At 40.7% G+C, this 13624-nt stretch carries 10 protein-coding genes; 2 read left to right on the plus strand and 8 right to left on the minus strand.

All coding sequences use genetic code 11. From position 1 onward, the window contains the following. Positions 1–24 precede the first annotated feature (24 nt). The gene (gene polA / locus EGS47_RS11560; RefSeq protein WP_125269655.1) at positions 25–2787 is read right to left on the minus strand and encodes a DNA polymerase I; all 2763 of its coding nucleotides are present in this window, start codon (positions 2785–2787) and stop codon (positions 25–27) included. A 148-nt stretch (positions 2788–2935) separates the two neighbouring features. Here polA and EGS47_RS11565 point away from each other — a divergent pair, with 148 nt between their 5' ends. Then, on the plus strand, positions 2936–5785 hold the full coding sequence (locus tag EGS47_RS11565; RefSeq protein ID WP_125269656.1) for a DUF2339 domain-containing protein: 2850 nt from the start codon (positions 2936–2938) through the stop codon (positions 5783–5785). Between the two features lie 59 nt (positions 5786–5844). Here the strand turns inward: EGS47_RS11565 and EGS47_RS11570 are convergent, their stop codons facing one another. Both EGS47_RS11570 and EGS47_RS11575 read right to left on the minus strand, forming a co-directional pair. Beyond that, positions 5845–6765 carry a mechanosensitive ion channel family protein gene (locus tag EGS47_RS11570; protein ID WP_004993064.1) on the minus strand — a complete coding sequence of 307 codons (921 nt, stop codon included), beginning with the start codon at positions 6763–6765 and terminating at the stop codon, positions 5845–5847. Positions 6766–6774: 9 nt separating this feature from the next. After that, on the minus strand, positions 6775–7599 hold the full coding sequence (locus EGS47_RS11575) for a hypothetical protein (protein ID WP_004993066.1): 825 nt from the start codon (positions 7597–7599) through the stop codon (positions 6775–6777). Between the two features lie 99 nt (positions 7600–7698). Between EGS47_RS11575 and gspE the strand changes: the two genes are divergently transcribed. Then, complete coding sequence (gene gspE / locus EGS47_RS11580) at positions 7699–9186, plus strand: type II secretion system ATPase GspE (RefSeq protein WP_004993069.1); 1488 nt, start codon at positions 7699–7701, stop codon at positions 9184–9186. Between the two features lie 422 nt (positions 9187–9608). Here the strand turns inward: gspE and EGS47_RS11585 are convergent, their stop codons facing one another. From EGS47_RS11585 to EGS47_RS11605, 5 genes are all read right to left on the minus strand, one after another. Further along, positions 9609–10055, minus strand: a complete 447-nt coding sequence (locus EGS47_RS11585) for a MarR family winged helix-turn-helix transcriptional regulator (RefSeq protein ID WP_004993071.1) — start codon at positions 10053–10055, stop codon at positions 9609–9611. An 82-nt stretch (positions 10056–10137) separates the two neighbouring features. Next, positions 10138–10962 carry a carbon-nitrogen hydrolase family protein gene (locus tag EGS47_RS11590; RefSeq protein WP_004993075.1) on the minus strand — a complete coding sequence of 275 codons (825 nt, stop codon included), beginning with the start codon at positions 10960–10962 and terminating at the stop codon, positions 10138–10140. 31 nt (positions 10963–10993) lie between these two features. Further along, entirely contained in the window at positions 10994–11515 is a 522-nt protein-coding gene (gene gigB / locus EGS47_RS11595; RefSeq protein ID WP_004993077.1) for an anti-anti-sigma factor GigB, read from the minus strand. 113 nt (positions 11516–11628) lie between these two features. Beyond that, positions 11629–12597, minus strand: a complete 969-nt coding sequence (gigA, locus tag EGS47_RS11600; protein ID WP_004993079.1) for an RsbU family protein phosphatase GigA — start codon at positions 12595–12597, stop codon at positions 11629–11631. 126 nt (positions 12598–12723) lie between these two features. Beyond that, entirely contained in the window at positions 12724–13623 is a 900-nt protein-coding gene (locus tag EGS47_RS11605) for a VacJ family lipoprotein (protein WP_004993081.1), read from the minus strand. Position 13624: the final 1 nt, after the last annotated feature.

Raw genomic sequence — 13624 nt, forward strand, 5'->3', positions numbered from 1 at the left:
TTTTATCTGGATTTTCTCTAAAGATTAATGTGCTTCTTCCCAGTTCAATCCTTTACCGACTTCAACCACTAAAGGCACTGAAATTTCAACCACCGATTGCATGGTTTCAGCCAACTTTGGAGCCAGTTCATCTGCCAAATCAGTATCGACTTCAAATACGAGTTCATCGTGGACTTGAAGTAATAATACGGCCTGATCCTTTGGCAGTATTTTATCAACTTCAATCATCGCAAGTTTAATGATATCCGCCGCGCTGCCTTGCAATGGCGCATTAATGGCGGCACGTTCCGCACCTTTACGCACCATCATATTTCGGGCATCAATGTCTGGCGTATATAAACGACGACCTAAAATGGTTTCCACAAAGCCTTGCTCTAACGCCACTTGACGGGTACGTTGCATGTATTCATAAATACCCGGATAGCGATGGAAGTATTGTTTAATGTAGTTTTGTGATTCTTCACGGGTAAAGCCCAATTGACGAATCAAACCAAATTCGGACATACCATACAGCAAGCCAAAGTTAACAGCTTTGGCTTGACGGCGCTGATCATGGGTGACTTCTTCTAGCGGAATGTTCAATACTTCGGCGGCGGTACGGCGGTGTACATCCTGGCCGTGTTTAAATGCATCGAGCAAGGCTTCATCTTGAGAAAAATGTGCCATCAAACGTAATTCGATTTGTGAATAATCGGCGGCCAATAATACGCGACCTTCAGGAGCGATAAAGGCTTTACGAATTTGACGACCAATTTCTCCACGAATCGGAATATTTTGTAGGTTCGGATCTGAAGAAGATAAACGACCAGTGGCAGTCAATGCCTGATGATAACTGGTATGCACTCGATGCGTTTCGTTGTGTGATTGCTCGATCAAACGATCGGTATAGGTGTTTTTCAACTTCGATAAAGTACGATGTTCTAAGATCACTTCTGCAATCGGATGCTCGACTTTTTCCAGAATACTTTCCCCTGTACTGTGCTGACCTGTTGCGGTTTTTTTGCCGCCTTTTAGCCCCATTTTATCAAATAAAATTTCACCGACTTGTTTAGGTGAGCTGACGTTAAAGGTTTCGCCTGCCAATTCAATCGCCTGATTTTCCAGACCTTGAATAGTGTCAGTAAATTCGAGGCTGAGTTGATCCAAAAAGGCATGATCAAGTTTAATACCAGCTTCTTCCATACCAGTGAGGATAGATGCTACAGGCATTTCGATGTGATACAGAATATTTTCAAGCTCAGGCGAAGCTTTTAGTTTTTTTGCCAACACTTCATATAAGCGATAGGTGACATGTGCATCTTCGGCAGCATAATGTGCAGCCACTTCAATTTCGATCTGATTAAAGGTTTTTTGTTTTGCACCTTTTCCTGCAATTTGTTCAAAAGTTGTGGTCAAGTGACTTAGGTAGACTCGCGCTACATCATCCATACCATGACGTGTGGCGACTGAGTTCAATACATAAGAGGCCAGCATGGTATCAAAATACCAACCTTTGAGATCAATGCCATGATTGGCAAAAATATGTGCATCGTATTTAAGGTGATGTCCAATTTTCTGGACTGAATCATCTTCCAGAATGGGCTTTATTTGTGCCAATATTTGCTTACGATCAAGTTGCTCTGGTGCACCTTCGTAGTCATGTGTGAGTGGTACGTAATAGGCATCATGAGCATCAAAAGCGATAGAAAAACCGACCATTTCGGCAACACGATAGTCCAGACTGGTGGTTTCTGTATCAATGGCAAAACGTTTCTCAGTCTGTAAACGCTTGAATAAATTGTCCCATGCGTCTTGGGTGAGAATCGTATGGTAATTGGCAACACCAAGCTGATCATCATCACTGGTCATGCTAGATTGATCTTCTGTTTCAATAGGTTGTGCACTTTCAGCTTTAGCGATTTCTTTGTTGGCTTCTTTATAGCTGTTGCTGACAGGATTATTAGGATGATCTAAAGATTGCAACTGATTTCTAAATTCGAGTTCGGTATAGAGATGACGTAAGCTATCGACATGTGGCTCGCGTAATTTTAAATCATCCCATGTTAGACCTAAGTCCAGATCGCAGACGATACTCGCAAGTTGATGATCAATGGCAATACCATCGACATTGTCTTTAATGCTCTGACCGACTTTGCCTTTGATTTGATCGACATTTTCTAAAATGCCACCGATTGAGCCATATTCCGTTAAAAGCTTAGCCGCGGTTTTAGCGCCAATGCCGGGTACCCCCATAATGCCATCTGAGGCATCACCCATTAGGGTAAGGTAATCAATGATCTGGTTCGGCCATACCCCAAACTTATCAAAAACCCCCTGAATATCCATCGGTTTGTCTTTGAAGCTATCTTCAAGCGTGACTTTTTCGTTGACCAGTTGCGCCATGTCTTTATCACCAGTCGAAATTAAGACTTGATGACCTTCTTTTTCCGCATGTTTCGCCAACGTGCCAATAATATCATCGGCTTCTGCACCCGGCAGCATGTATAAAGGAATGCCTAACGCTTTAATTAAGGCATGCAAATATGGAATTTGTTGCGCTAACTCATCGGGCATGCTTGGGCGGTCGCCCTTATAAATAGGCGAAAGTTCATGTCGGAAAGTCGGTTCTGGGGTATCAAAAATTACTGCCATATGCGTGGGCTGAGTGCGGCGCATCAGTTTTTGAATGGCAGAAATCGCACCACGTATTGCATTGGTTTGTAATCCTGTTGAGGTCGTCAACGGTGGGAGTGCATGAAATGCACGAAATAAAAAATAAGACCCATCAACCAAAACAAATGGTGGCATTGAATACTTCCTTACGAACGATTGGGTCTTATTCTACGTGAAAATGAAGCAAAATGTAGAACTTCGCCTCTAGGGACGGTGGCTAAATATACGCAGATGTTTTGATGAGGTAAGATAGCTTTAAAATAACTGAGTTTGTTTTTTTAATATGGATAAAAATGATAAGTACTACCCCACGATAATCATTATTCTTGCTGTCGCTTTATTGGGTGCACTTGCTTTTGAGATCAAAAATGCAGTGGCCGTTGTTATTGTACTTTTGATCTTTTTTATCGTACAACAATTCACAGCTTTTGAGCGTCGTATCCAACAGCTTGAACAGCAATATCAAGTGACTGCATCTGTTGATCATTTATATTTACCGCAATGGGCTCTATATCTTGGAACTTTAATTGGTCTTGCAGGTTACTATTTGCACAGTGGTTCGGCTATTTTAGTTGGAAGTGGATTGGTGTTGTTTAGTCTGATTCAGATGTTAAGTTCGATGAATGAGCGCCTAAAAAATCTTGAAAACCATAAAAAGATACAACAAACATCACTGAGTTCTGATGTTGAACCAATTGAATTGAATCATTTGGAGCAATCGGAAACTCCTGTGTGGTTCCAATCTCAAGATGATACACCGATATTGTCAAGCCTAGAGAATGATCAGACTCATGATGCTATTGCTTTAAATCCACCATCTCAAAAATCGGCATGGTGGCAACCAGCACTGGATTGGCTGATGCATGGTAATCCAATTTTACGAGTTGCGATTGCGATTTTAATGATTGGGGTGGTGCTGTTATTGCGTTTTGCCAGCGAACATTGGCAATTGAGTTTGAGTATAAAGTTATTGGGAATCGCTATTACAGGCGGTGCATTGACTATATTTGGCTATTATTTGAGAAAAAAGAACGCATTATTTGCAGTTGCTTTGCAAGGTGCAGGTCTGGCAATTATTTTCCTGACCTTAATTTTTGCGCATCATTATGCGGTGATTGCAAATTTGAGTATCGCAAGTGTTGGCTTTGCTGTTTTGCTGCTTATTACGGTCGCTTTAAGCTTAAAACAAAATGCGGTTTATCTATCGATGCTTGCATTAAGTATGGCTTATCTTGCACCTTTATTGATTCCACAATCGCATCCAGATAGTGTCTTTTTGTTGAGTTACTATTTGATGATTAATCTGGCTGTGGCCGCGATGAATTTTATCAAGCCATGGAAAATACTCAATCAAATTGCTTTTTTCGCGTCAGGATTACTTGCGGGCAGCGTCATTGTTCTCTATGCAAATCCAGCACAATATCATACGCTTGATCTTATTTTATGGTTGCATATCGCCTTGTTTATCTGGCTGAGTGTACGTTATAGCCAATTGATTCAGAAAGAATATCGCTCTTTAAAAGATCAGTCTTTAAATGATTCTTCCTTGAACCATCAATCCAATATTCAACTTCCACCATTGGTAGATGTTGGTTTGATTTTTAGTGTGCCGATTTTGGGATTTTCCTTACATGCTTTTTTAGTGCAACAGTCAAGTCTAGCACTGACTCTGGGGGCAGCACTTCTGGGAGGAACTTATGCTGCTTTGGGCTGGTGGATTAAACAAAAACAATCTGAATTATCAATTTTAGCCAAAAGTTTTTTTATTTTAGCGGTGGCATTTATTGCGCTGATTTTCCCGTTATATCAAGGGGCGCACTGGACAGCAATTGGTTGGGTGGTGCAAGGGACAGCTTTAATTGTTTGGGGTGTTTCTGAGCGGTATCGATTAAGTCGTTATCTCGGGATATTTTTAGTCGTACTCAGTTCTGTTGTCCTATTTTATCAAGTCTGGTCAGATGAGCATTTTCCTGTGTTAAGCACCAGTATTTATGCGATTTCACAATTCATTTCGGCATATTTTTTATTTCGAGATCCATCCTCTCGACAGGATTCATCAGTCATTGCCAGTCTATTTTTGAGTCTGGCTTTATATTCAGGTGCAGTGGCAGGTGTCGAGTATTTTACATGGCACGGGCAGGGCCTAAGCCCTTATTTGGCGATCGCCGCAATTTTATATTTTGGCTTTACTGGAGTGGTATATTTACGCGCACGTTTGGATTGGCAGTTTCCGCAGTTGATGATTCTGAGTATTTTTATCGGCTTGTGTTTCGTAGAGCTGATTCAACAGGGACTATTCACACATTTTCATTGGATTGCTTCGTTACAGCAAATGAGCTTTTTCATTGCAGCAACCACTTTGGCCTTGCTCTTGATTAGCATTCAAAAAAACCAGCAAATTGATTCGAAGTTTAATGCTTGGTGGGCCGCTTTACTCTGGCTGAGTTTAGCGACAATAGGTCCAGCACTTTGGCCAGATGCTGCATTGCTTTCTTTCGCTGTGATTCCTGTCTTATATAGCATTTGGCTGTTTAAGCGAAAAAATGACCTTATGCTAGATCAGTTTTCAGTTTGGGCACTGACTTGGTTTTGGTTGTTAATAGTCAGTTTAAGTGATCAGGTTTTTGTGGCTTATTATTTACCGATCTTCAATCCTGTAGATTTATTGTGCTTAAGCGTGTTATCTGGATTATTGTGGATGGTTTATCATCATAATTTTACCGCTTCATTTAAAACATTAGAATGGTTTTCTAAAGTGGTCAACATTCTGATTGCCTTGGTGGTGTTTAGCAGTATTGTCGTTCGGGCCTTACATATGTATTTGGCAACACCTCTTTGGGGCTGGACAATTTGGTCGAATGGTACGGTACAACTTAGCTTAACTTTACTTTGGGTAATTTTGGCTTTCGTGTTAATGACTTTTTCGAGTCAGCGTCAAATCCGTCAGCTTTGGTTTGTTGGGGCAGCCTTACTTGCTATTGTGGTGATTAAGCTAGTGGTACTTGATTTGTCGCAGAGTGGAACCTTAACGCGTGTGGTTTCATTTATTGGTGCTGGAGCTATCATGTTGGTCATTGCTTATCTGGCACCATTGCCGCCAGCACAATCAAATAAGGAAAGCATTGAGCGTTAAATTTTAAAGCTTATAGATACACTATTTTAGCGGGTGGCAAACCACCCTTGTTAAGTTGCCTAAAGTTTTGGTTCTCGTTTAAGTTCCTGTGTATTGGCATAGGAGTCAATGTCATCTTCCGTTAAAGGCGTTGTTGGTGGACGATCAACAAAACCCATCTTCGGTACAGGAATCTCAATTTGATTTTCCAAAAAGCCATTACGAATACGTTCTTGCAATTCATCGCGAGTTTTTAAATACAACTCTTGACGGCACCAGACTGAAAATAACAGCTCAATTGAAGATTCACGAAAGGCGGTGACAGTCACCTCAGGTTTCGGGTCATCTAATGCCAAAGGATATCTGGATGCAACATCAAGAAGAACCTTACGCACTTTCATGATGTCTTCCTGAAAGTTAATGGCGAGGGTAATCGGAATACGCCGTATCGGATACTTGGACATATTCATGACTGGAGCTCGAATCAATTGTTCATTGGGTAAACGTACATAGACATTATCCAATGTCAGTAATTTAACCGAAAGCAAATCGATCGAAATCACTTGTCCTTCAATGGTATGACCACGAATTAAGGTAATTTGAATAGTATCTCCGACCTCAAATGACCCTTCACCAATCAGGAACAAACCGCTAATCAAGTTACTGGCTGAGGTTTGTGAAGCAAAACCCAAAGCGACAGTTAAAATTCCGGCTGCGCCTAAAAATACGCTGAGTTTAAAGCCTGCTTCTTTCAGGCTAGCCATCACAAAAATAATAAAAATAAAGTAGAAGATCCCGCGTCGCCAAACCATTCGTTGGTGTGCATTGAAGCGCATGCCTACGGTTCGGATAAACGTATTTGAAACCAAGCGGGCAAAAATAAAGCCAATTAAACATAGAACAACAGCGACCAGAATTTCACTCAGTCGATCCAGATTAATATTGGTAAAAATCCCTTTGAGGCTGACAGCGACATCTTTGGGGATATTGGAATCTGCCATAATGCCTCCTTAGAAAAATGAATCAAACATGTTAAACAAGGCACCACCCGGCGAGCGTGGTGGATGTACATAAGTGACTTCACCTGCCAATGGGGGCGTACGATTTTCCAGACGAATACGCGGTGGACGATCTGAACCTTCGTGTATGACTTTAATTTGAGATGTCCATAAGCGATTGGTGCTTTCACTATAAAATAAAGGCAAAGCAGACACAGGAACATTCATACGATCAAAACGTAATTGCTGGCTACTGGTATTATGAAATTCAACTGGAGTAACAGCTCGAAATGCGCGGGGTTTAAGTAGATTTAAATCGGTGCGACCATCAACTGCTGTGGCATAGCACATTTCCCCAGTACGATGATCAGGGCCAAACCAGGTGTCTTTGGGGCGAATCACTGGAAGATCGAAAATAGGCTCTCTCTGATTTTCAACAAAGCCTGCAATCCATAATGGCGTACTAATATAAAGTGTGCCACGTTCACCTGCTGGAATATAAATGGGGTCGACGGGTTTGATAACCACAGAACGATCTGCCAAACGTGGCATCAGTTGAAATTCATTATGGGTGTTGCGAAACATATAGCGTTCAATTTTTGCCCCTTGTGGAAAGGCAAAATGTGGATCTGCAATTCTCTGCCATTGTTGTTCATAGTCATGTTGGTATTGTGGACGATAATATTCCAGTCGCCATTCATTAATTCCGCGTGTCAAACGAAAGAGCAATGACCCAAACTGCCATGCTTTAGATTCGCTGAGTTCAAATTTCTGTTCACCCCACCACCTTAAATTAGTTTGCTCGGGTTCGAGATGATCGTATTGCTGTTGTTCCAAGTTAAAAAATTCCTCTGGTGAGTTTGTAAAAACAGACTTCACGCTGTAGTACGCTTAGAGTACACTCAAAACTCTATTTTTGATCATTATAAATTTGTGATGCAAATACTTAAACAAATACAAATTCCATATAGTTTTGCGAAACGTCATGGCGTTTTGTTGCGTTATGAAGGGGATCAAGTCTTTATTGTACGCCGTCAAAATACAGAGTGGATTGCCTTGCAGGAAGCAAGACGGATCGTAGGGAAACCAGCTCAACATCAAATTTGCGATGATCAGAGTTTTAATGCATTACTGAGTTCGAGTTATGCAGGCGATACAGGGGAATCGCAACAAGTTGCCGCGGGGCTTGAAGACCATCCAGATTTATTAAGTTTGGCAGATCAGGTGCCAGAAGCTGAAGATTTAATGGATCAGGAAGATGATGCGCCGATTGTCAGGCTGATTAATGCACTTTTGTCTGAAGCCATTCGGGTCAATGCGTCAGATATTCATATCGAATCTTTTGAAAAAAAACTTTCAGTGCGTTTGCGTGTCGATGGTCAACTACGTGAAATTGTACAGCCGCGCCGTGAACTTGCGCCTTTATTGGTTTCACGTATTAAAGTCATGGCAAAACTGGATATTGCCGAGAAACGTATTCCTCAGGATGGTCGTATTTCGTTGCGTTTAGCGGGTCGAGAAGTGGATGTACGTGTCTCTACCTTGCCTTCTTCACATGGCGAACGTGTGGTGATGCGTTTACTGGATAAACAGGCGGGCCGCTTAAACATGACCCATTTGGGACTCATGTCAAACGATTACGAACGCTTGACGCATTTGGTACATCGTCCGCATGGCATCATTTTAGTCACAGGGCCGACAGGTTCGGGTAAGACCACGACTTTATATGCGGCGCTTTCTGATTTAAATGACAATACTCGCAATATCCTGACCGCTGAAGATCCGATTGAATATCAGTTAGAGGGAATTGGGCAAACTCAGGTCAATACCAAAGTGGATATGACCTTTGCCCGTGCTTTAAAAGCCATGCTGCGTCAAGATCCCGATGTTGTGATGGTTGGAGAAATCCGCGATCTGGAAACAGCTGAAATTGCCGTACAAGCCTCATTGACAGGGCATTTGGTTTTATCTACGTTGCATACCAATACTGCAATTGGTGCAGTCACTCGTCTAAAAGATATGGGAATTGAACCCTTTTTGCTATCTAGTTCCTTAATTGGGGTAATCGCACAGCGTTTGGTCCGGACCTTATGTTCACATTGCGCGACTTGGCGCGAAGCAGATGATTTTGAGCGTCAATTATTTCAGCATATTAGTGCTGAAGAAAACTTAAAACTACCAGAGCCTCAAGGTTGTGAGCATTGTTCACATTTAGGTTTTACTGGGCGAACTGCCATTTATGAAATTGTCCCTGTAGATGACCAAATGCGCCGTTTCATTCACGGCAATGCTGCTGAATTTGAACTAGAGCGCTACGCTCGTCAATATTCAGGTTCAATTCGTGATGATGGTTTAAGAAAAGTATTGGCGGGGAAAACCACATTGGAAGAAGTATTACGTGTGACCAATCAAGCTGAAGAATAGCGAACAAAATTTTAAAATTTAAAAAGCACAAAGCACCGATTAAGGTGCTTTGTGCTATGCATGAGAGGGAGTATGCATTGGGGGTGATATTGAAAGCCTATTCTTTAGCTAATTGTCTAGCAGTCAATTTTATGATGGCTCATCTCATCAAAAAATCTAACTTGAAAACTAGCCTTTAAGACGACAGTGCTAATGGCTTCAATATCAAAATCTATTTAACGATTTATTTACTTTAACTCAGTACATTCACCTTTAGATGCATTGTTTATCCAGATAAATGCTTATCATTGTTTAGGTATGAATAAACCTATCATGATGACTGAGTATTGCTTAAATAAATTGTGTGATATTAATTTGTGCTTAAGTATATAGTATGCGATTTAATTAATTTAGCAAGATGATATTCAAAATATTTTTAAATTTTATTTGTTATGCATAAGCAGATTATTGCGTAAAATCTGTAATTGATCTTTGAGTGCTAACAGCTGGTCTAAATCACAGGATGTCGTGCTAATGACTTTTTCAGGAACTTCGAGTGCTTTTTTTTGCAGATTAATCCCTGAATCAGTCAAGGTAATAATCACTTGTCGTTCATCCTGAGACGAGCGTTGACGTTGAATCAGTTGATGTGATTCCAGTTTTTTTAAAAGCGGAGTTAAGGTGGAGGATTCTAAAAATAAACGCGCGCCTATTTCAGAAACGGTCACCTGATCTTTTTCCCACAATACGAGCATCACCAGATATTGAGGATACGTTAGCCCTAAGGATGCTAGAACTTTTCGATAAATCTGATGAAATGCAAGATTCGTAGAATAAATCATAAAGCACAACTGATTATCTAGTTGTAAACCCGATGAATCTTGTTGCATAAAAATTCTTCAATATAAAAAAGATGCGATATTGGATTATAGCTTTAAATAAATGATTTCAGTAATAAAAAAATATGATGTATCAAAAAGAAATTAAACGTCGATGCTGCATCAGTGGCATTGATGCTCGAATTTGATCCTGTTCTTTGGCATTGAATTCGATTGTGATGAGTCCTGCGCCTTCATCTTGGATCATCTGCAAAAGCTGTCCACGACTATTGGTTGCTCCTGTATGTCCCCAAGTTTGGCGCTTTTCACCATGCCAGCCTTGTTGCGCTGCACCCAATACATCACATTGAGTATCCATTGCACGAGCTTGTAATAAAAGCTGCCAATGCATTTGACCTGTCGTATAAGTAAAAGCCGCTGGAGCAGTTAAAATGCGTGCACCTTGCGCTCGAAGAGTTAATGCCAGTTCTGGAAAACGAAGATCATAACAGACCATCATCCCGATATTGCCAAACGGTGTTTTGGCGACCACAGGCTGATCACCGGGTTCAAAAAACTTGGATTCCTGATACCCTCCGACAGCATCACCCACTTGCACATCAAACAAATGAATTTTGTCATAACGTGCCTGTGTCCCTTCAGGACTGATACATAAGCTGACTGTACGTACACGCCCATCTTGAATGATCGACCCATCAGGACGAAATGGGCAGGGCAATGTCCCTGCAATAATCCAAATATGATATTGATGCGCCAGTCGTTCTAAACGCTGCTGGATATGTTCAAATTGTGCTGCTGTTTCACGCTGTTTCCCCGCAGCAAAACAGACAAAATTTTCAGGAAATACGATCAACTCTGCATGTTGCGCTTTACTCTGTTGAATCAAAGACTCGATCATACGAAAATTATCGTCGATCTCATTTTGAGAATTCATTTGTGCAACAGAAAGTAAAGTCATATGCCAATTTTATCCTGAAAATATCTGGAGGCTAAGCGTTTTGCTTAGCAGATACTTGATCCATTGTATCTTGTTCTTTTTGTAGTTGTTTGACTAAAGGCTCAAACATATTCTGGTTATTTTCGTTTAGTTGCATCAGGGTTTTATGTGCATCAAGTACTGTTTTAAGCATGGTGTTATGTGTAATTTCTTCTTCACATAATTCACGCGTACACACTTGTGGTTCTTTACAATAATTCAAGATAACAAAAACCTGCCCTAGCCCCATGCTATTGGCCAGAGTCGTAATATCCGGATTGGTTGATAACATGACTGCCTGAATATGATGGACCTGCTTCAGTTTTAGACCTAGCTTTGCCAATATTCCAAGAACCGTACTATCAATAAAAGTTGTTTCAGTTAAATCGACAATTGCACCAACCACATTTTGCTGTTGTTCAATTCGATTTAGAAGTTTGTCTAGACTTATGCAAGACTGGGCGCGTACTTCACCAATAAGTTTGAAAATATGCGTTCCATTCAAGCTTGCATATTCAACATGACCTGTTGACATATAAATGCCATTTTCAGAGAAGGATTGCAAAATTATCACATAGGGCGCTTAGATACTCAAGTATCTAACAGTCGGATAAGGAATACTAAAAAGACATGCTATTGATTATGCTGCTAATTCAGTCGACAAAGACTTAGAATTGCAATGTCATCAGCAACATGTTCAGGGGCTTGAAAAGACTGTTTTTGTAAATGATCAACCAATTGAGCAAACTGTTCATTTAGTCCACCATCAAAAGGTTCGAGTGCACCGTCTGAACAAATAATAAACCGAGTCTGACGATTTAAGGTAAATTCGAATTCTTCGATATCCAGATCATCCGTTAAACCCAGCGGAAAACTACTGGTGTTTAAAATTTTAGGCGGTTGATTGGGTTCAAAAATAATCGGAGGCGGGTAGTGACCAGCACTTGACCAGCGAATTTGATGGGTGTGTAAATTTAAAATACCTGCAACCATCGTAATATGCTTTTCGATATTTTCCTGTAACAGCATTCCATTGAGTTTTTTGATTAACTCGCGTGGCGTTTTAGAACGTCCATGAAAAGCCGCCATCCATGAAGTGAGTAAACTACTGGTGACCCCATGTCCAGAAACATCGGCTAAATAAAATAATACTTCTTTATCATTAAGCTTCCAGTAATCATACCAGTCACCTGATAAATACGCAGAAGGCTGAAAAAAAGTTTCAATTTTATAGTCGAGTAAATCGAGGGTATTGGGCAGGAGTTTCTTCTGCAATTCAGCCGCAGCAGGAAGATCACGACTATCTTGATTACGCTTATATTGAGCATCAATCTGCAATAAAGCTTCTACAGGATTCTGCGGCAATTTCCCCCAAATCCAACCTGCAAGCGCACCAAGTTGCCAAGCTTGAGCAAGAGCTGCACCTTCGTCTTCACGTGCAATAACTACGGTAGGTAGTGCCCACTGGTATTGTAAAAAATCTTGAACGTCTGCAATCGCGATAATCGTAGGGTCATATAATTCCAGATCATCTATGTGAATGACTTGTAGGCTCGGTAGCTCATCAAGGGCTTTATCTAAATGAGGGACTGAACGTGTCGGTTGAATAAAATACATAGACGATTAAATGGAACCTTATTAATAATCACATTTACTATAATAGATGTACTATAGAAATCAAAAGATTGCTAGAAAAACTCAATCTCTAACAATCTTAAATGAATACATTATGTAAGCTAAAGCTTAATTTTGATCACCTGAATCATCTGATTCATCATCGATAAACTGGATCTGTTCTGCGGAATTGCCTTTTTTCTCTGCAATCTGGAAGTTTTTACGCTGTAAGTATAGATCACGAATGACTGCATACTTGTCGCCTTGCAGAATTTGCTCAATATCCAGAACTTGCGCACGAGTATCAATCGCTTGCAACATATTGGTCGACCAATATAAACCGTCTTGATCATCCATAATATATTTTTGTGGACGTGCTTGACTATCTACAGCAAGTCCAAAACCATCACGTAACGTACTTGGACCAAAGAACGGTAACATCAAAAATGGCCCCGATGGAACACCATAATACCCAAGCGTTACCCCAAAACTTTCTTCTTCAGCGGGTAAGCCTAAGCGACGTGCTGGGTCGGCTAAGCCCAGGGTTGTTAAAGTATTAATCGTAAAACGGCCAAATGTTTTTGCTGCACGAGAAGGTCGACCCTGAATTAACTGATTTACAGCATTCCACGGTTCGCCTAAATTTTTACGGAACTGGCGATAAGAACCACGAACTTGTTCAGGTGTTTTTTGGGTATATTGAACAGCGATCGGACGCACAATAGTTCGATCTAAAGCATCATTAAAAGCATAAAATTGACGATTAAGTGGCTGTAAAGGATCTTTAACTTGATCAGGCTGTGCAGCATTCGCATTTACCTTGAAATCACTGGCCTTAACATTTTTAAGATCGTCTTTGATTTCCTTTAACTTCTGAAATCGTGCACGGTGTTCAGGTGTATCAGATTCAGGAATAGACGAGTATTCTATAGCATCAGTCACCACATCATTTGTACTCTCTTGAGCAAAAAGATGAAAAGACATGCCAGTTGAAAGAAGTCCAATAAAGACGAGTTTTGAGTAATGCATA

Source organism: Acinetobacter sp. FDAARGOS_515 (assembly GCF_003938865.1).
Taxonomy (GTDB): Bacteria; Pseudomonadota; Gammaproteobacteria; order Pseudomonadales; family Moraxellaceae; genus Acinetobacter; species Acinetobacter ursingii.